General features: G+C 71.3%; 16 protein-coding genes. 10 read left to right on the plus strand and 6 right to left on the minus strand.

The window, feature by feature from the left end:
- Positions 1–33: 33 nt before the first annotated feature.
- Together WMR31_RS10520 and rpsA are read left to right on the plus strand one after the other, a co-directional pair.
- Positions 34–948: a phosphotransferase family protein gene (locus WMR31_RS10520; protein WP_340538765.1), complete on the plus strand. Its 915-nt coding sequence runs from the start codon at positions 34–36 to the stop codon at positions 946–948.
- 157 nt (positions 949–1,105) lie between these two features.
- Positions 1,106–2,572 carry a 30S ribosomal protein S1 gene (rpsA, locus tag WMR31_RS10525; RefSeq protein ID WP_340538766.1) on the plus strand — a complete coding sequence of 489 codons (1,467 nt, stop codon included), beginning with the start codon at positions 1,106–1,108 and terminating at the stop codon, positions 2,570–2,572.
- A gap of 66 nt (positions 2,573–2,638) precedes the next feature.
- On the opposite strand, the gene WMR31_RS10530 is transcribed toward rpsA, so the two are convergent.
- Positions 2,639–2,782, minus strand: coding sequence for a hypothetical protein (locus tag WMR31_RS10530; protein WP_340538767.1), 144 nt, complete (start codon positions 2,780–2,782; stop codon positions 2,639–2,641).
- Positions 2,783–2,875: 93 nt separating this feature from the next.
- On the opposite strand from WMR31_RS10530, the gene WMR31_RS10535 reads away from it, so the two are divergent.
- Positions 2,876–3,820, plus strand: a complete 945-nt coding sequence (locus tag WMR31_RS10535) for a helix-turn-helix domain-containing protein (protein ID WP_340538768.1) — start codon at positions 2,876–2,878, stop codon at positions 3,818–3,820.
- 306 nt (positions 3,821–4,126) lie between these two features.
- Here the strand turns inward: WMR31_RS10535 and WMR31_RS10540 are convergent, their stop codons facing one another.
- Positions 4,127–5,374, minus strand: a complete 1,248-nt coding sequence (locus tag WMR31_RS10540) for a class I adenylate-forming enzyme family protein (protein ID WP_340538769.1) — start codon at positions 5,372–5,374, stop codon at positions 4,127–4,129.
- 60 nt (positions 5,375–5,434) lie between these two features.
- Here WMR31_RS10540 and coaE point away from each other — a divergent pair, with 60 nt between their 5' ends.
- Both coaE and WMR31_RS10550 read left to right on the plus strand, forming a co-directional pair.
- Positions 5,435–6,025, plus strand: a complete 591-nt coding sequence (gene coaE, locus WMR31_RS10545) for a dephospho-CoA kinase (RefSeq protein ID WP_340538770.1) — start codon at positions 5,435–5,437, stop codon at positions 6,023–6,025.
- On the plus strand, positions 6,022–7,257 hold the full coding sequence (locus WMR31_RS10550; RefSeq protein WP_340538771.1) for an MFS transporter: 1,236 nt from the start codon (positions 6,022–6,024) through the stop codon (positions 7,255–7,257). Before coaE ends, WMR31_RS10550 begins: the two co-directional genes overlap by 4 nt.
- 15 nt (positions 7,258–7,272) lie before the next feature.
- Here the strand turns inward: WMR31_RS10550 and WMR31_RS10555 are convergent, their stop codons facing one another.
- Positions 7,273–7,704 carry a hypothetical protein gene (locus tag WMR31_RS10555; protein ID WP_340538772.1) on the minus strand — a complete coding sequence of 144 codons (432 nt, stop codon included), beginning with the start codon at positions 7,702–7,704 and terminating at the stop codon, positions 7,273–7,275.
- 136 nt (positions 7,705–7,840) lie between these two features.
- Here WMR31_RS10555 and WMR31_RS10560 point away from each other — a divergent pair, with 136 nt between their 5' ends.
- The 5 genes from WMR31_RS10560 to WMR31_RS10580 all read left to right on the plus strand — a co-directional run bounded on the left by WMR31_RS10560 (position 7,841) and on the right by WMR31_RS10580 (position 13,765).
- Entirely contained in the window at positions 7,841–9,181 is a 1,341-nt protein-coding gene (locus WMR31_RS10560) for a VWA domain-containing protein (protein WP_340538773.1), read from the plus strand.
- A gap of 63 nt (positions 9,182–9,244) precedes the next feature.
- Positions 9,245–9,922, plus strand: coding sequence for a response regulator transcription factor (locus WMR31_RS10565; protein ID WP_340538774.1), 678 nt, complete (start codon positions 9,245–9,247; stop codon positions 9,920–9,922).
- 3 nt (positions 9,923–9,925) lie between these two features.
- Complete coding sequence (locus WMR31_RS10570; protein ID WP_340538775.1) at positions 9,926–11,281, plus strand: sensor histidine kinase; 1,356 nt, start codon at positions 9,926–9,928, stop codon at positions 11,279–11,281.
- 56 nt (positions 11,282–11,337) lie between these two features.
- Positions 11,338–11,976 carry a PepSY domain-containing protein gene (locus tag WMR31_RS10575; protein WP_340538776.1) on the plus strand — a complete coding sequence of 213 codons (639 nt, stop codon included), beginning with the start codon at positions 11,338–11,340 and terminating at the stop codon, positions 11,974–11,976.
- A gap of 580 nt (positions 11,977–12,556) precedes the next feature.
- Positions 12,557–13,765 carry an HNH endonuclease signature motif containing protein gene (locus WMR31_RS10580; protein WP_340538777.1) on the plus strand — a complete coding sequence of 403 codons (1,209 nt, stop codon included), beginning with the start codon at positions 12,557–12,559 and terminating at the stop codon, positions 13,763–13,765.
- Between the two features lie 57 nt (positions 13,766–13,822).
- On the opposite strand, the gene WMR31_RS10585 is transcribed toward WMR31_RS10580, so the two are convergent.
- The 3 genes from WMR31_RS10585 to WMR31_RS10595 all read right to left on the minus strand — a co-directional run bounded on the left by WMR31_RS10585 (position 13,823) and on the right by WMR31_RS10595 (position 18,010).
- Complete coding sequence (locus WMR31_RS10585; protein ID WP_340538778.1) at positions 13,823–14,602, minus strand: SDR family oxidoreductase; 780 nt, start codon at positions 14,600–14,602, stop codon at positions 13,823–13,825.
- Between the two features lie 93 nt (positions 14,603–14,695).
- Positions 14,696–15,661, minus strand: a complete 966-nt coding sequence (locus tag WMR31_RS10590) for a sigma-70 family RNA polymerase sigma factor (protein WP_340538779.1) — start codon at positions 15,659–15,661, stop codon at positions 14,696–14,698.
- Positions 15,662–15,865: 204 nt separating this feature from the next.
- A complete protein-coding gene (locus WMR31_RS10595) occupies positions 15,866–18,010 on the minus strand; it encodes a S9 family peptidase (protein WP_340538780.1) in 2,145 nt (714 codons plus the stop codon).
- Between the last annotated feature and the right edge of the window lie 21 nt (positions 18,011–18,031).

Raw genomic sequence — 18,031 nt, forward strand, 5'->3', positions numbered from 1 at the left:
CAATCCACCCGAAAGGCCGAGTAGCGTCCCCCTGTGCTCGACGACCTCGGTGACTTCGCCTCGCTCGAGCCGCTCGCGGGCGGCTGGTCGGGGGAGACCTTCCTCGCCCGGGTCGCCGACGAGACTCAGGACCCGGTCGTCGTGCGGATCTACGGCCGCGACCCGAGCCGGGCCGAGGTGGACGCCGCGCTGCTCGGGCTGGTGCGCGGACTGGTGCCGGTCGCCGACGTCCGCGAGCTGCGACGGGCGCGCGCCGAACTGCCCGCGCTCCTGCTCACCTCACACCTGCCGGGGGAGCGCGGCGACCTCGTCTGGCCCCGCCTCGACGCCGACGGGCTCGCCGTCCTCGGCCGCAACGTCGGCGACCTGGTCGCCATCCTCGGCGGGATGCCGATGGTCGGTCCCGGAGGCTTCGTCGGGAGCGACCTGCGCATCGAGCCCTTCGGTCCCGACTGGCCCGACGGCCTGGTCGAGCTGGTCGAGCGGGACGAGCAGTCCTTCGGGCACTGGACCCCGGCCGAGCGCGCCGGCCTGCTCGACGTCGCCGAGCGGGCCCAGGACCTCCTCGACACCGCCGCCCGTACCTGCCTGGTGCACAGCGACCTGAACCCGAAGAACCTGCTCGTCGATCCCGACACCCTCGCGATCACCGGTCTGCTGGACTGGGAGTACGCCCACGCCGGCCATCCGTTCACCGACCTGGGCAACGTGCTCCGCTTCGAGCGCGATCCGGTCTACGTCGACGCCGTCCTCGACTCCTACCAGCGGCGCCGCGGCACCCCGCCGTCCGAGGCCCTCGAACTGGCCCGCGCGGCCGACCTGTGGGCGCTGATCGACCTGGCCGGACGCCGCGGGCAGAACCCGGTGGCGACGGCCGCCGAGGCCCTGCTCCGAGGCATCAGCGGATCGGGGGACGCCCATTGGACTCCGTCGGAGCCGCCCGCGTAGACTCGGTAATCGCGCCAGTTGTCTGCCCACGTCCCATACCGCGCGGACAACGGCTCGCTGCTTCTATCTAGTCCTCGGTGAGGCCTCGGCAAGGGTAGTGAAACCGGACAACGGGTGTGCCATCCGACATCTGTCCACCCTAGGATCCCTTTCCCCTATGACGAGCACCATCATTCTCCCGGACTACGACGCGCCCCAGGTGGCGATCAACGACATCGGGTCCGAAGAAGACTTCCTGGCCGCCATCGACCAGACCATCAAGTACTTCAACGACGGCGACATCGTCGACGGCACCATCGTGAAGGTCGACCGTGACGAGGTCCTCCTCGACATCGGCTACAAGACCGAGGGCGTCATCCCCTCCCGCGAGCTGTCGATCAAGCACGACGTCGACCCGTCCGAGGTCGTCTCGGTCGGCGACAAGGTCGAGGCCCTGGTCCTCCAGAAGGAGGACAAGGAAGGCCGCCTGATCCTCTCCAAGAAGCGCGCCCAGTACGAGCGCGCCTGGGGCACGATCGAGCAGGTCAAGGAGGAGGACGGCGTCGTCGAGGGCACCGTCATCGAGGTCGTCAAGGGTGGACTCATCCTCGACATCGGCCTGCGCGGCTTCCTGCCCGCCTCGCTGGTGGAGATGCGTCGCGTCCGCGACCTGCAGCCCTACGTCGGCCAGACGCTCGAGGCGAAGATCATCGAGCTCGACAAGAACCGCAACAACGTCGTGCTCTCGCGTCGCGCCTGGCTCGAGCAGACCCAGTCCGAGGTCCGCCACGGCTTCCTCACCCAGCTCCAGAAGGGCCAGATCCGCAAGGGCGTCGTGTCCTCGATCGTCAACTTCGGTGCGTTCGTCGACCTCGGCGGCGTCGACGGTCTGGTCCACGTCTCCGAGCTGTCCTGGAAGCACATCGACCACCCCTCCGAGGTCGTCACCGTCGGCGACGAGGTCACCGTCGAGGTCCTCGACGTCGACATGGACCGCGAGCGCGTCTCGCTGTCGCTCAAGGCGACGCAGGAGGACCCCTGGCAGCACTTCGCCCGCACCCACCAGATCGGCCAGATCGTGCCGGGCAAGGTCACCAAGCTGGTGCCCTTCGGCTCCTTCGTCCGCGTCGAGGAGGGCATCGAGGGCCTGGTGCACATCTCCGAGCTGGCCGAGCGCCACGTGGAGATCCCCGAGCAGGTCGTCCAGGTCGGCGACGACGTGATGGTCAAGATCATCGACATCGACCTCGAGCGGCGCCGGATCTCGCTGTCGCTCAAGCAGGCCAACGAGACGGTCACCGCGGCCGACGTCGAGGAGTTCGACCCCACGCTGTACGGCATGGCGGCCACCTACGACGAGCAGGGCAACTACGTCTACCCCGAGGGCTTCGACCCCGAGACCGGCGAGTGGCTCGAGGGCTACGACGAGCAGCGCGCGACCTGGGAGGACCAGTACGCCAAGGCGCACGCCCGCTGGGAGGCCCACGTCAAGCAGCAGCAGGAGGCCAAGGCGGCCGACGCCGAGGCAGGCGAGGCCACCTCGTACTCCTCCGGCGGCGACGTCGAGGCCACCGACGACGGCGGCTCGCTCGCCTCCGACGAGGCGCTGCAGGCGCTGCGCGAGAAGCTCACCGGCGGCAACTGACGCTCACCAGTCGCACGTAGAAGGGCCCGATCCCCTGGGGGATCGGGCCCTTCTGGCGTTCGGGGCTCAGATGCGGCTGGACGGGTTGAGGAAGGTCGGGTCGACCGCGTGGGAGCGGGGCGGGCGGGCAGGCCCGTCGTGGTGGAGGGCGCGGATCGCGGCGAAGACGCCGAGGACCGCCAGGACGGCGAGGAGGATCAGGAAGGTCATGTCTGAAATCATGCGCCGCTCGTGATCCTGCCACGAGTGGCAGGAATGACGAAGTTCGTTGATTTACTGCCATCCGCGTGCCACGCTGACCGGATGCTCACCAACGTCGCCGCGCTCGTCTACGACGGTGTGGCCCCCTTCGAGCTCGGAGTGCTCTGCGAGACGTTCGCGCTCGACCGCTCCGACGAGGGAGTGCCCGTCCTCGACTTCGCCGTGTGCGGTCCGGTCGTGGGGCGGGTGGCCACGTCGGTCGGCTTCTCGATCAACGTCGAGCACGGCCTGGACCGGCTGGCCGAGGCGGACCTGGTGGCGATCCCCGCGGTGCCGCGCAGCGCGGTGGTGCTCCCCGGCGTCATGGAGGCCCTGCTGGCCGCCTACGAGCGCGGGGCGCGCATCCTGTCGGTGTGCTCGGGCGCGTTCGTGCTCGGCGAGGCCGGCCTGCTCGACGGGCGGGAGTGCACCACCCACTGGCGCTACACCGACGAGCTGGCCCGCCGCTTCCCAGAGGCGCTGGTCGTGCCCGAGGTGCTCTACGTCGACTCCGGCCAGATCATCACCAGCGCCGGCACCGCGGCCGGCATCGACGCCTCCCTGCACGTGTGGCGCCAGGAGTACGGCGCCGCCGTCGCCAGCACGATCGCGCGCCGCATGGTGGTGCCCCCGCAGCGCGACGGCGGCCAGGCCCAGTTCGTGACCCGCCAGGTCGTCGACTGCCAGGCAGAGACCCTCGGCGCCGTCCTCGCCTGGGCGGTGGAGAACCTCTCCGAGCCCCTCGACGTCGACACGATGGCCCGCCAGGCCCACATGTCACCGCGCACCTTCGCCCGCCGGTTCCGCGACGAGACCGGCACCACGCCGCACGCCTGGGTCACCGCCCAGCGTCTCCAGCTGGCCGAGGAGATGCTCGAGCGCACCGACAACTCCATCGACCAGATCGCCGCCGACGTCGGCTTCGGCAACGCCGCCACCCTCCGCCACCACTTCACCCGCGCCCGCGGCGTCAGCCCGCAGGTCTACCGGCGTCAGTTCGCCTGCTGAGCCGAGCCGCCGGAGGATGAGCAAGCGCGCCCGTTGATCGATCGAACCCCGGCAACCGCCGCTGCCAACGTTGGCGAGGGCACCCCGAGGTTTCGTCGGCACTCGATCGTCAGGCGAGTTCGTTCCTCACTCGTCGGCTTGCTCAACCTCCGAGACGGGCTTCCGCCGGAGGTCGAGCAAGCGAGCGCCAGCGAGCGCTCGTTGATTGCTCGAACCCCGGCAACCGTTCTTGCCAGGGTCCCCGAGGTCGGTTGCGAGGGTTTCGTCTCGCCCGTCGCGGCTTCGTTCCTCAACCGCGGGGCTCGCTCAACCTCCACCCGCGACGGATCTGCTCCTTCGTCGCAGGTCCTGCGTGCGGACCTTCCCGGTGAGGGTCCGCGGCAGGTCGTCGAGGAAGGCCCACGTCTTCGGGCGCTTCGGGGGTGCGAGGTGGCCGGCGGCGTAGTCGCGCAGCTCGGCCTCCGAGGCCGAGCCGACCACGGCGGCGCACACCCGGGTGCCCCAGTCGGGGTCGGGGACGCCGAACACCGCGACGTCGGCGACGCCCGGATGCTCGCGCAGCACCTGCTCGACCTCCAGTGGGTACACGTTCACGCCGCCGGTGATGATCAGGTCCTCACGGCGGCCGTCGAGGTAGAGGTAGCCGTCGGCGTCGAGCCGGCCGAGGTCTCCGACGGTGAAGCTCGCGCGATCTCCCTCGGTGCGCCACGTGGCGGCCGTCTTCTCCGGGTCGCGGTAGTAGGTGAACCGCGCGTAGTCGGGCACCTCGCACCAGATCGTGCCGTCGTCGTCGAGCGTGAGGGTCCGGCCCGGGCGGGCGCGGCCGACGGTCCCCGGCCGTTCGAGCCACTCCTCGCTGCGGCAGGCGGTGAACTGCCCCTCGGTCGAGCCGTAGAACTCCCACGTCGAGCCCGCGGGGAACAGCTCGATCAGCCGGCGCTTCACCTCGGGCGGGCAGGGCGCACCGGCGTGGGCGACCAGCCGGAACGACGACAGGTCGGGCACGCCGACGTCGTCCCAGTGCGCGAAGAGCCGCTGGAGGTGGGTCGGCACGCAGAACATCGTCGTGGGCCGGTCACGCTCGATCGCGGCCGTCGCGCCGGCGGGGTCGAACGGCCCGGGGATGCTGAGCCGTCCTCCGGCGAGCATCGTGCCGAGGGCGAAGCGCAACGGTGCGGAGTGGTAGAGCGGGCTCAGCACCAGATTGACGTCGGTGTCGGCGAATCCCCACAGCTCCTGCTCCTCTGCCACCAGAGCCGCCGCGGCGGCGTCGTCGAGCAGGCCGGACCACACGCCCTTCGGCACGCCGGTCGTGCCGCTGGTGCAGTGCATCGGCCGGGCGCGGGGGAGTCCGCGATCTGCCGAGGTGACCGCGGCCAGCTCGGAGGCGGACGTGACGACCAGATCGGGTGCGAGGGGGCCGAGGATGCGCTGCTGCTCGTGATCGGTGAGACGCGGGTCGAGCGGGATCGGCACGTCTCCGCGCGCCAGGATCGACCACACGGCCTCCACGTAGGCCCGTGAGCCGGGGACGATCAGCGCGATCACCTGCACCGGAGCGACCCTACTGACCGCGATTCACCACCCTGCGATGCCCTGTCCTAGTCTCGCCCGGTGCGAGTAGGACTCACCGGCGGCGTCGGTTCCGGAAAGAGCACCGTCTCGGCGCTCCTCGCCGAGCTCGGCGCCGTCGTCATCGACGCCGACGTGCTCGCCCGCGAAGTGGTGGCCCAGGGCACCGACGGCTTCGAGCAGGTGGTCGCGACCTTCGGCCCCGACGTCGTGGGCCCCGACGGCGAGCTCGACCGCCCACGCCTGGGCGCCGTGGTCTTCGCCGACCAGGAGCGACGCCGCGAGCTCGAGGCGATCATCCACCCGCGGGTACGGGCACGCGCCGCCGAGCTGGAGCAGGAGGCGGGTCCCGACGCGTTGGTCGTGCACGACATCCCGCTCCTGGTCGAGACCGGACAGCCCCAGGACTTCGACGCGGTGATCGTCGTCGACGTGCCCGACGACGTCCGGATCGAGCGGCTGCTGCGCGACCGTGGGTGGACCCGCGAGGACGCCGAGTCGCGGATCGCCGCTCAAGCGAGCCGGGCGGACCGACTGGCCGCGGCGACCCACGTCGTCGACAACAGCGGGACCCTCGACGACCTCCGGGCGCGGGTCGAGAGTCTCTATGCCGAACTGACCAGCGCCCCATGACGGCCGCTCGGTCACACCCGGGTGGGCAGGTGCTCGTCCTGGTCGGCATCGTCGCTCTCGCACTCAACCTGCGCCCCGCCGCGGTGAGTGTCGGACCCGTGCTCGAGGAGGTGCGCGACGCACTCGGGATGTCGGGCACCGAGGCCGGGATCCTCACCGCGCTGCCGGTCCTGGCGTTCGCGGGCGTGGGAGCCCTCGCGCCACGCCTGGCGAATCTCGTGGGCCCGCACCGGCTGACCGCACTCGCCCTGGCCTGTGTGGCCGTGGGCCTGTTCGTGCGCAGCCAGGTCGACGCCGTCATCCCGTTCCTGGTCTTCACCTTCCTCGCCGTGGCAGGCATGGCGACCGCGAACGTCGTGCTGCCCTCGTTGGTCAAGCAGCACTTCCCGAACCGGATCGGCACCGTCACCGCGATCTACTCCACCGCCCTGGCGGTCGGCCTCACCTGTGCCTCGATGTTCACCGTCCCGATCAGCGAGGCGGCCGGCGGTGCAGACGGCTGGCGCACCGGACTGGCGACCTGGGCGGTCCTCGCCGGAGTCGCGCTCCTGCCGTGGCTGGCGCTGCTGGGCCGCGATCGCGGCCGGGTCGAGGAGCCGGGCTCACGACGGATCTCGCTCGGCGCGGTGGGCCGTACCCGCATCGGCCGGATGATGGCCCTGCTCTTCGGGCTCCAGTCGCTGCAGGCGTACGCCGTCTTCGGCTGGTTCGCCGACATCTACCGAGACGCCGGCTTCTCCGGGACGACGTCGGGCGTGCTGCTCGGACTGATCACCGGCATCAGCATCCCGCTCTCCTTCGTCATCCCGTCGCTGGCCGGCCGGATGGCCAACGTCGCTCCACTGATGCTGGCCTTGTGTGCCTGCTACCCGATCGGCTACCTCGGGCTCATCTTCGCCCCGCAAGGCGGCGCGGTGGTCTGGGCGCTGTTCGTCGGCGCCGGCACGTCGGTGTTCCCGCTCGTGCTCACCTTGATCGGGCTGCGGGCGCGCACCGCGGCCGGCACCGCCGCGCTCTCGGCCTACACCCAGTCGGTCGGCTACCTGCTCTCGGCCATCGGGCCCTTCGGCGTCGGCGTCCTGCACGACCTCACCGGAGGCTGGAACGTTCCCCTGCTGGTGCTCACGGTCCTGGTGGCACCGCTGACCTACTGCGGTCTGGCCGTCTCGCGGCCCCGCTACCTCGAGGACGAGCTGCCCGATCCGGTGCGCGCAACGAGCGACCGCGCCTGACCGAGCGCCGTACCGTCAGGACCGGGCGGCGCGACGCGGGCGGATCGGCGGCGTCGCGAAGCCGTTGGCCGCGGCGAACACCAGCAGCTCGTCGAGATTGGGCTGGGTGCCGGCGTCGAGATGGGCCACGAGCTGCGGCTCGGTGAGGTCGGCCTCGATGGCCGCGAGGAACTTCACCGCACCGTGGGCGGCCAGCCAGCGCCACTGGACGTCGAGCGCGATGCCGAGACGACGGGCCCGGTTGAGGACCAGCGTCACCCGTCCGGGAGCGATGCCGTCACGACGCAGCTCCCTGATGAGGTCGTCGAGGAGCACCAAGCCCGGGTCGGCCTGCACCGCGCGGCGACGCCGGGCGCGGCCGCGTGGGCTGTTGGCGCTCGGGTAGGCGAGGCGACAGACGAGCAGGACCGCACACACCTGGCCGATGACGACGTAGGTCGTGATCACTGCTCTCCCCGCCTGTCGGACTCGACTTCTCCTGTGAGGATCGGCCGCCGACCTCGGCGACTGAAGGGCCGGCCTAGACCAGGTCCCGTGTGCGGGCGCGCGGGAACCGAACGCCGTGGGCGACCGTCGCACTCACATGACCTCCCGCGCACGACTGCTCGTCCTTCCCGTCCCGCTCCTGGTCCTGACCATCGGCCTCGCGGCCTGTGGCGGCGACGGAGCCGACCCCGGCAAGGAGCATGAGGGCAGCGCCGCCGGTGCGAGCCGCGGTTGGGTGGGCGGCGAGCCCGACTGGTCCGGCGACAGCTCCGGAGACGACCTCGACCGCGCCGAGGGCGTAACGCCGTCGATGGCCCCCGACGCCGTTCCGCCCGGTCCGCCCGGTCCGCCCGGTACGCCCGGCCCGTCGGACGGCCCGCTGCGCGCCGGCAACGTCGACGACAACGCCGCCTACCCGGCCTACCTGCGCTACCTCGACCGGATCGGCGACCTCGGCGAGCGGCTGCGTCCCTTCGACGCCCGCGGCCGCGTGCTGGTCACCGTGACCGGCTCCGACGGCCGCCCGGCGGCAGGGGAGGAGGTCGTGGTGAGCGCTGACGGCGACGAGGTGGCCACCCTGCGCACCACCGCTGACGGCACCGCACGGTTCCTGCCCGGCGTCTACGGCGCGCCGGTCGATGGCAGGTTCACCGTGCGAGCCGGCGATGCCGAGACCGAGGTGGAGGCCGGCGAGAAGGCGGCGCTGCAGGTGGCGCGCACCGGAGGGGCCGATGACGCCGTCCCGCTCGACATCTTGTTCCTCCTCGACGCCACCGGCTCGATGGGCGACGAGATCGACCAGCTCAAGACCTCGATCGACTCGGTGGCCGAACGCGTCGACCGGCTGGACGGGAATCCCGACGTCCGGTTCGCGATGACGCTGTACCGGGACCGGGGTGACACCTTCGTCACCTCCACCTACGACTTCACCGACGACGTCGAGGAGTTCCGCTCCGCGCTGTCCAAGGTGAAGGCCGACGGCGGCGGCGACTATCCGGAGGCGCTCGAGGAGGGTCTGGCCGAGGCCCTGTCCGAGCCGTCGTGGCGACCGAGCGGCGAGGCGGTGCAACTGGTCTTCCTCGTCGGCGACGCCCCACCGCAGACCGGCCGCGACCTCCAGAAGACCTACCCGGACTCGGCTCGCGAGGCGATCTCGCGCGGCATCAAGATCTTCCCGGTCGCCTCCTCGGAGAGCGACGACGCCGCCGAGGCTGTCTTCCGCCAGCTCGCCCAGGCCACCGGGGCGCGGTTCGTGTTCCTCAGCTACGGCGCGGGCGGAGCGGCCACCGGCGAGCACAGCGACATCGACCGGACCGACTACGAGGAGCTCTCGCTCGACGACCTGATCGTCCGGCTCACCGCGGAGGAGCTCGCGGCCCTGACCGGCGATCCCGGCGTCGTCCCCGACCCGGACCCCACGACGCCGCCGACCCAGTAGCCGACGCGCCGTCGTTCGCCGGCTTTCAGCCGGCATTCAGCCGACACCGGGCACAGTGGTGTCGTGCGGATACTGGTGGTGGACGACGAGGTACGGCTCGCGCGTGGGATCCAGGTGGGTCTCCAGGCGGAGGGCTTCGCCGTCGACGTCGTGCACGACGGCACCGACGCGCTGTGGGCGGCCCGCGAGCACGACTACGCCGCCATCGTGCTCGACCTGATGCTGCCCGGCCTGAACGGCTACAAGGTCTGTGAGGCCCTGCGCGCCGAGCGCAACTGGACGCCGATCCTCATGCTCACCGCCAAGGACGGCGAGTGGGACCAGGTCGAGGGACTCGACACCGGGGCCGACGACTACCTCACCAAGCCGTTCTCCTTCCCCGTGCTCGTGGCCCGGCTGCGGGCCTTGCTGCGGCGGGGCGCGACCGCGCGCCCGTCGCGCCTGGAGGCCGGGGACCTGGTCTTCGACCCGGCCGCCCAGCGCGCCTGGCGGGGCGAGACCGAGGTCGCGCTGACGTCCCGCGAGGCGGCCCTCCTCGGATTCCTGATGCGCCACGTCGACGAGGTGGTCTCCAAGCAGCAGATCCTCGACGCCGTCTGGGACATGGCCTTCGACGGCGACCCGAACATCGTCGAGGTCTATGTGCGGCACCTTCGCAACAAGGTCGACCGGCCGTTCGCTCGCGAGGCGATCCAGACCGTCCGCGGCGCCGGCTACCGACTGCACGGCAACGGGGGCTGAGAGATGGGGTCGCAGCCGCGCACCGGGATCCGGGTGCGCACCACCGTGGTGGCGGTCCTGATCGTCGCGATCGCGCTGCTGGCCGGCGCCACGGCGCTGGTACTCCTGGTGCGCGAGTCGCTGGTCGACGCCGCGCAGAACTCGGCCGAGACGCGAGCGGAGAGCACTGCCGCCCAGATCGAGGCGTCCGGACCACCGCGTCCGGTCGGGGGTCAGCGCGGCGATGAGGATGACGATCCCGACGTCGAGGACACCCTGGTGGAGGTCGCCGCCGAGGACGGCGAGGTGATCGACACCAACGCCCCTGGGCTCCGTCTGGCCGCGACCGTCGGTGACGACGACGCCGACGACGTGCGCCTCGATGGCGACTGGGCCGACGCGACCTTCGTCGTCCGCCAGGAGCGGGCGACGTGGGAGGGGGAGACCTACCTGGTCACGGTGGCGGTGTCTCGTGAGGACGTCGACGACACCACGGCTGCTCTGCTGCCGCCGCTGGCGGTCGGGATCCCGTTGCTGCTCGTCGTGGTGGGTGCCGCGACCTGGCTGGTCGTCGGTCGCGCGCTGGCCCCTGTGGAGCGGATCCGGAGCGAGGTCGCCGAGATCACCGACGACCGCCTGGACCTCCGGGTGCCCGAGCCGGGGTCGGGCGACGAGATCGGCCGGCTCGCCGGCACGATGAACCAGATGCTCGACCGGCTGGAGCGCTCGCGGGCGCAGCAGCAGCGGTTCGTCTCCGACGCCTCCCACGAGCTGCGCTCGCCGATCGCGACACTGCGCCAGTCGGCCGAGGTCGCGCACGGCCACCCCGACGCCTTCGAGCCCGGGGAGTTCGCCGAGACCGTGACCCATGAAGCCACCCGGATGCAGCGGTTGGTGGAGCAGTTGCTGGTGCTCACCCGCACCGACGAGGGACGGATCGGCACGCCGGAGGAGATCGACGTCGACGACCTGGTGCTGGCCGAGGCGACCCGGCTGCGGCGGGCGGGCCTCGAGGTCGACTCGTCCGGCGTCCAGGCGGTGCGGATGCACGCCTCCCGGATCGCGTGGGCGCAGATCGTGCGCAACCTGGCCGACAACGCCCAGCGCCATGCCGCCTCGGCGGTCACCCTGCGCCTGGCCCTGGTGGGTCCGGAGTGCGTGCTGATCGTGGACGACGACGGCGCCGGCGTCCCGGCAGGGGAGCGGGAGCGGATCTTCGACCGGTTCGTCCGCCTCGACGAGGCCCGTGCGCGCGACGACGGCGGCAGCGGTCTCGGCCTGGCGATCGTCCGCGACCTTGCCCGCGCCCACGGCGGCTCGGTGCGCGTCGAGGAGTCGCCTGCCGGCGGCGCACGGTTCGTGGTCACGATGCCTGCCTGAACGGGCTTTCAGGTGCGTTCAGGCAGGCTTCAGCGCCGCTCCCGCACTCTGGTGCCATGAACATCAAGAACCTGAAGAACATCCGCCCCTCCAAGAAGAAGCTCGCCATCGCGGGCGTGGCCGCCGTGGCCGTCCTCGGCACCGGCGGCGTGGCCATCGCCGCCCAGGACGGCGTCGGGAACGACTCCGACGACGTCTCGAACGGCGCGCTGCGCGACGACCTGGTCGCCGCCGCCCGCACCGCCATCGACGACCAGGACGCCAAGGCCACCGACGTCGAGAAGTCCGACGACGGCGACGCCGCCTACGAGGTCGAGCTCACCGCCGCCGACGGCACCGAGTACGACGTCAGCCTCGACAAGGACGCGAACGTTGTGTCCACCGAGCAGGACGACGACGGCGACGACGACCAGCGCGAGACGGACTCCGACGACACCACCCGCACGGTCGAGGGCATCCGCATCGACGACTCCGAGCGCGCCATCCCCGACACCGACGTCGCCGCGATCGCGACCGCCGCCCAGGCCGCCGTCCCCGGCACCGTCACCGAGATCGAGGCCGAGGTCGCCGACGCCGACGACACCGCCGCCGAGAAGGCCGTGGCCTACCAAGTCGAGATCACCGGCGAGGACGGCAAGCAGTACGACGTCACCCTCGACACCGACCTCAAGGTGCTCGACCACCAGCTCGACTGACTCTCCCCTCCGGACGTTGAGGCTCGATCTTGGAGCCCCACTCCACCGCCGGAGGTTGAGCAAGCGAGCGCCCCGCCGGAGGTTGAGCAAGCGAGCGCTGACGAAACCCCGGCACCCGACTGCGCGGCTGTGGCGGGCTCTTGTTGCTTCGGTGGATCGACCGGCCTGGGTGGTGGGGTGGCCGCGCGCGTAGTCGACCGACACCCGCCGTCAAGGATCGCCCTCGGCGCCCGCTTCGCGGCGGACTACGTCCGTCCTTGACTGCGGGTCCCGGTCGGTCGACTCATCCGGCGCGCTACCGGCACGGGCTCCGCCCGCGCCGCCGCCTGCGCGGCCACCCCTGCTCGGTCCGGGTAGGTCGACTCACTCGGGCCCGACTCACGCCGCTCGCGTTTCCGGGGTCGGTTGCGAGGTTTCGTCGGCGCGGTCCGCGCTCGTTCCTCACGCGTCCCGCTTGCTCAACCTCCGAGAACGGCCCACCCGCCGGAGGTTGAGCAAGCGAGCGCCAGCGAGCGCCCATTGACCCACACCCTCACTAGAACACACTGGCGAATCAACGCAGGTCGCGGTAGAATCAGCCATGCCCACAACCACCCGCCACGCCGACCCGGCCCTCGCCGCGGTCCGCGCCGCCGAGACGGTGGTACGCGAGTCAGAGGTCACCAAGCTCCACGCGGTGCTGGCATGGGCAGCCGAGCACACCATCGAGCGTGCTGGGGATCCGGACCGGACGTCGTTCGGAGAATGCCCGCTGCACCTGGCCGGCGCTGGTGCGCCCGTGGTCGATGAGTTCGCGGCCTACGATCTCGCCGCCGCGTTGGGGCTGTCCTCGGAGAGCGGGTGCGCCTATCTGGGTCAGGCGCTGGAGCTGCGTTACCGCCTCCCGCGGCTGTGGGCGGCGGTCACCGCGGGACGGCTGGTGGTGTGGAAGGCCCGCAAGATCGCCGAGGCCACCATCGCTCTGCCCGTCGAGGGCGCGGCCTACGTCGACCAGCGCCTGGCCCAGGCGGTCACGAAGATCTCCTTCACCCAGATCCGCCGCCTGGTCGAGGAGGCGATCCTGCGCTACGCCCCCGACCAAGCCAAAGAGGAGACGACCGACCGGCGCCGCGTGTTCGTCGACCTCCACCTCACCGACACCCACGGCAATGTCCCGGTCGACGCGGTCCTCGCCGCACCGGATGCCCACGACCTCGAACACGCCCTGCGCGCCGGCGCGAAACGGCTGGCCGACGCCGGCTGTGACGACACGTTGGATGTCCGACGGTCGATGGCACTCGGTGAGCTCGCTCGCGGCGACCAGACCCTCGACCTTCCCGGCCCGTCGGTGATCGTCCACCTCCACCAAGACTCACCCGACGTCGGCCGCTGCGAGACCACCCGGTCCCCGGTCACCCTCGAGACCATCCGCACCTGGGTCGGCAGCGCGGCGAAGGTGTACCTCCGTCCCGTGATCGACCTGAACGACACCGTCCACGTCGAGGCCTACGAAGCCCCCCACCGGCTCCGCCGCCACATCGAGCTCCGCGACCTGACCTGTGTCTTTCCGCATTGCCAGAAGCCGGCCACCCGCTGCGACCTCGACCACGTCTGCCCCCACAGTCGCGGTGGCACCACCTGCTCGTGCAACCTCGCCCCGCTCTGCCGACGCCACCACCGCGCGAAGACCCACGGCACGTGGCGCTACCTCCTCGAACACCCCGGCTCCTACCGCTGGACCACGCCATCGGGCCAGACCTACCGCCGCGACCACACCGGCACCGTCGCCCTCACCTACGCCGAACCCTGACCACCCCGCCCCAACACCCCGCCACCACCGGCGGGGCTATCGGCACGCCCACCGACGTCAGCGGCGGAAGCCGCCTTCGGAGTTGAGGATCTGGCCGACGACCCAGACTCCGTCGTCGCTGACCAGCCAAGCGATCAGTCGAGCGGGATCGTCGGGCTCTCCGATCCGGCCCTGCGGGAACGCCTCGAGCACCGACTCCGGCGCGTTGTCGAGATACCCGGTGTTGACCGGGCCGGGATTGACCGTGTTCAGCACGATGCCGTGGCCGATCAGATCGTCGGCGGTCGACCACGTGGCACCCTCGAGCGCCGCCTTGGACGTCGCGTAGGCGAGGTTGTTGCTCATCGGCCCCAGTGACTGACCCGAGGTCATCCAGATCACCCGTCCACCGGGCCGGCCGTCGTGTTGGGCCGCGAAGGCCTTGGTGAGCAAGAGCGTGGCCCGCGTGTTCACGGCCCAGTGCCGGTCCAAGGCGTGCGTGCTGAGGTCGGCGAGGGTAACCGCATCCGCGCCATGGGCGTGGTTGCAGATCAGGATGTCGAGATGCCCGACACGGTCGTTGACGACGCCGATGAGACCCTCCGCGACGTCTGGATCCCCGAGGTCGCCAGCCACATCGACGAGCACCGCGTCGCCGCGCAGCGAGGAGCGCAGGTGGCCGGTCAGGTCATCGAGACGGTCGCTCGTCTCGTAGGTCTCGACGTCGTACGGCTGGTGGTGATGAAGAGCGAGCGAGGCGCCCATCGAGGCCAACCGGGAGGCGGCGGCGAAACCGATGCCACGATGCCGGCTGACGCCGGTGACGAGCGCGGTCCGACCGGCCAGAGGCAGCGACATGCCCGGGAGCGTATCGGCCCCGAAATTGACGCCGGCCCGCCATCTGATCGACGGCGGGCCAGCGGAGTCGTAGGACGGGTGGAGCGGGAGACCTCAGGCGGCGAGGTCGGGGTCGCCAAGGCGGCGCAGCTTCTGGAGTGCCTCGCGCTCGAGCTGGCGCACCCGCTCGGCGGAGATGCCGTGCTTGGCGCCGATGTCGGCGAGCTTGTGCTGGCGGCCGTCGGTGAGACCGTAGCGGGAGCGGATGATGTCGGCGGCGCGGTCGTCGAGCTGGCCGACGAGGTTGTTGAGCCGGTCGCGGGACTCCACGTCGAGCACGGTGAGGTCGGGGGAGGGCGCCGTCTCCTGGGCCATCAGGTCGCCCAGGGAGGTGTCGCCGTCCTCGTCGACGGGAGTGTCGAGACTGACGTGCTCGCGGCCCCAGGCGATCAGGTCGAGCACCCGGTCGACGTCGAGGCCGAGCTCCTCGGCGATCTCCGCCGGGTCGGGCTCGCGGCCGAGCTGGCGCTCCAGGGTGCGGCGGGCGCCGCCGACCTGGTTGAGCTCCTCGACGACGTGCACGGGCAGCCGCACGACGCGGGCCTGCTGGGCGATGCCGCGGGTGATGGCCTGACGCACCCACCAGGTGGCGTAGGTGGAGAACTTGTAGCCCTTGGTGTAGTCGAACTTCTCGACCGCACGGATCAGGCCGGTGTTGCCCTCCTGGATGAGGTCGAGCATCGGCATCTGGGCGCGGCCGTACTTGCGCGCGATCGAGACGACCAGGCGCAGGTTCGCAGTGATGAACGTGTCGACCGCCTTACGGCCCTCCTCGGCGAGCCACTCCAGCTCCTCCTGGGTGGCGCGCATCGGCGCACCGCCCTTACGACGGCCGACGCGGCCCTCGGCGAGCAGGGCCTCGGCCATCAGGCCGGCCTCGATGGTCTTGGAGAGCTCGACCTCCATGGCGGCGTCGAGCAGGGGGTTGCGGGCGATCTCGTCGAGGTAGAGACCGACGCTGTCGCGTCCTTCGATCTCGCGCGAGGCACCGCTGGGCTTGGTTGCGGTCCGAGTTGCCATGGGGACCCTCCTTCGGTCTGTGGCCTTCGGTACCCGCGGTAGCGGGTAACTCATGCCTGTCATTCACAACGCTTCCGGGGGGTCTCGGATTCCCTCCACACCCCGAAGGCCCGAACAGCCTTCGACTGGAATGACGTACAGAAGCCGCGAAGAGTTGCCCTTCTCGGCAGATCTCAGGGACTTCTCAGGGCCGACGGAGAACCCTCAGGATGCGGCGTCGGCGAGGCCCATCACATCCAGGATCCAGGCGAGGGTGAAGGCGCGGTCCCGCCACGCCTTGTAGCGCCCGCTGACGCCGCCGTGACCGGCCGCCATCTCGACGCGGAGCAGGACGTCGGGGTCCACCGCGCGCTCGCGCAGCCTGGCGATCCACTTGGCGGGCTCCACATAGAGCACGCGGGTGTCCTGGAACGACGTCTCGGCCAGGATCCGGGGGTAGCGCTGAGCGGTGACGTTGTCGTAGGGGGCGTAGGACGCGATCGTCTCGTAGGCCGCCGCGTCGCTCGACGGATCGCCCCACTCGTCGTACTCGGTGACGGTGAGCGGCAGGCTCGCGTCCAACATGGTGGTGAGCGCGTCGACGAACGGGACGCCGGCGACCAGCCCCCCGAACGCCTCGGGCGCCTGGTTGGCCACCGCCCCGATCAGCAGACCGCCGGCGCTGGCGCCCTCGCCCACGATCAGCTCCGGCGTGGTCCAGCCCTCCTGGACCAGGTAGCGGGCCGCGGCGGCGAAGTCGTCGAAGGTGTGCTGCTTCTGGTCGAGCTTGCCGGTGTCGTACCAGCGGCGCCCCATCTCGCCGCCCCCGCGCACGTGCGCGATCGCGAACGCGGCGCCCCGGTCGAGCACCGAGAGGCGCGCGATCGAGAACGACGGGTCGATCGAGGTCTCGTAGGCGCCGTAGCCGTACAGGTGCAGCGGGACCGGCTCGCCCGACGCGCGAGCGTCGCGGCGCACGACCAGCGAGATCGGCACCGGCTCGCCGTCCGACGAGGGAGCCCAGAGCCGGTGCTCCTCGTAGTCGGCGGGGTCGTACCCACCGAGGACCGGAGCCCGCTTGAGCAGGGTCAGCTCGCGGGTGCGGACGTCGTAGTCGTAGACCGAGGCGGGGATGGCCATCGTGACGTAGCCCAGGCGCACGGTGGGCTGGTCGAATCGCGGGTTGCCCCCGGAGCCGACGGTGTAGACCTCCTCGTCGAACTCGATGAGGTAGTCGTCTCCCACCCCGTGCTGCGCCGCCGGGTCGAGCTCCAGGATCCGCAGCTGGGTGAGGCCGTTGCTGCGCTGGTGGACGACGAGGTGCCCGGCGAAGGCGTCGACCTCCTCCAGCCGGACCGCCGGGTCGTGGGCGATCAGCGGCGTCCAGCCCTCGCGCGGGGTGGGTTCGATCGGGGCCACGCCGACCTCGAAGTCGGGTCCGGCCGCATTGTGCAGCACCAGGAACCGGTCCTCGCCGCCGAGCACGGCGTGCTCGATCGAGTACTCGACGCCCTCGGTGCGCGGGAAGAAGGTGCGCAGCCCCAGCTCGGGCCGGTCGGCGTCGAGGAACCGGTACTCCGAGGTGGTCTTGGAGCCGCTGGCCACGACGATGAACCGGTCGCTGCGGGTACGACCGACGCCCACCCAGAACCGGGCGTCGGTCTCGTGGAAGACCAGCTCGTCGTCGGCCTGGGGCGTGCCGAGGCGGTGCCGCCAGATCTTGTCGGCGCGCCACGCGTCGTCGACGGTCGTGTAGTAGAGGTGCTCGCCGGAGCGGTCCCAGGTGCCGCCGCCCAGGGCGCCCTCGATCACGTCCGGGAGCAGCTCGCCGGTGTCGACGTCGAGGATCCGGATCGTGTAGCGCTCGTCGCCCACGACGTCGGTGGCGTAGGCGAGCAGACGGCTGTCGGGGCTCATCGCCGAGCCGCCCAGGGAGAAGAACTCGTGGCCCTCGGCGAGGGCGTCGAGGTCGAGCAGCACCTGCTCACCGGGCAGGGCCGGCTGGTCGGGCGCAGCGTCCTCGGCGGGCTGCGGCGGGGTCCAGTCGTCGGGACCGGCGATCGGTACCCGGCAGGTAGCGCCGTACTCGCGGCCCTCGAAGGAGCGCCCGTAGTACCAGTGCTCGCGGCCGCGGGTCGGCACCGACAGGTCGGTCTCCAGGGTGCGGGAGCGGATCTCGTCGAAGATCTTCTCGCGAAGCCCGGCCAGGTGGTCGGTGCGCTCGCGGGTGTAGGCGTTCTCGGCCTCCAGGTGGGCCACGACCTCGGGTGAGTCCTTCTCCCGCAGCCAGTCGTAGTCGTCGACGCGGGTGTGTCCGTGGTGCTCGGCGGTGACGGGACGGCGGTCGGCGACGGGTGGCTGCTCAGGCATGTCGGGAACCGTAGCCGGGCC

The sequence above is a fragment of the Nocardioides epinepheli genome (assembly GCF_037936805.1).
Classification (GTDB): Bacteria; Actinomycetota; Actinomycetes; order Propionibacteriales; family Nocardioidaceae; genus Nocardioides.

Coding starts and splice junctions, on each gene's coding strand:
- WMR31_RS10530 (WP_340538767.1), bottom strand. CDS start 2,782: ATGACCTTCCTGATCCTCCTCGCCGTCCTGGCGGTCCTCGGCGTCTTC.
- rpsA (WP_340538766.1), top strand. CDS start 1,106: ATGACGAGCACCATCATTCTCCCGGACTACGACGCGCCCCAGGTGGCG.
- WMR31_RS10560 (WP_340538773.1), top strand. CDS start 7,841: ATGACCTCCCGCGCACGACTGCTCGTCCTTCCCGTCCCGCTCCTGGTC.
- WMR31_RS10535 (WP_340538768.1), top strand. CDS start 2,876: ATGCTCACCAACGTCGCCGCGCTCGTCTACGACGGTGTGGCCCCCTTC.
- WMR31_RS10585 (WP_340538778.1), bottom strand. CDS start 14,602: ATGTCGCTGCCTCTGGCCGGTCGGACCGCGCTCGTCACCGGCGTCAGC.
- WMR31_RS10590 (WP_340538779.1), bottom strand. CDS start 15,661: ATGGCAACTCGGACCGCAACCAAGCCCAGCGGTGCCTCGCGCGAGATC.
- WMR31_RS10570 (WP_340538775.1), top strand. CDS start 9,926: ATGGGGTCGCAGCCGCGCACCGGGATCCGGGTGCGCACCACCGTGGTG.
- WMR31_RS10550 (WP_340538771.1), top strand. CDS start 6,022: ATGACGGCCGCTCGGTCACACCCGGGTGGGCAGGTGCTCGTCCTGGTC.
- WMR31_RS10580 (WP_340538777.1), top strand. CDS start 12,557: ATGCCCACAACCACCCGCCACGCCGACCCGGCCCTCGCCGCGGTCCGC.
- WMR31_RS10595 (WP_340538780.1), bottom strand. CDS start 18,010: ATGCCTGAGCAGCCACCCGTCGCCGACCGCCGTCCCGTCACCGCCGAG.
- WMR31_RS10575 (WP_340538776.1), top strand. CDS start 11,338: ATGAACATCAAGAACCTGAAGAACATCCGCCCCTCCAAGAAGAAGCTC.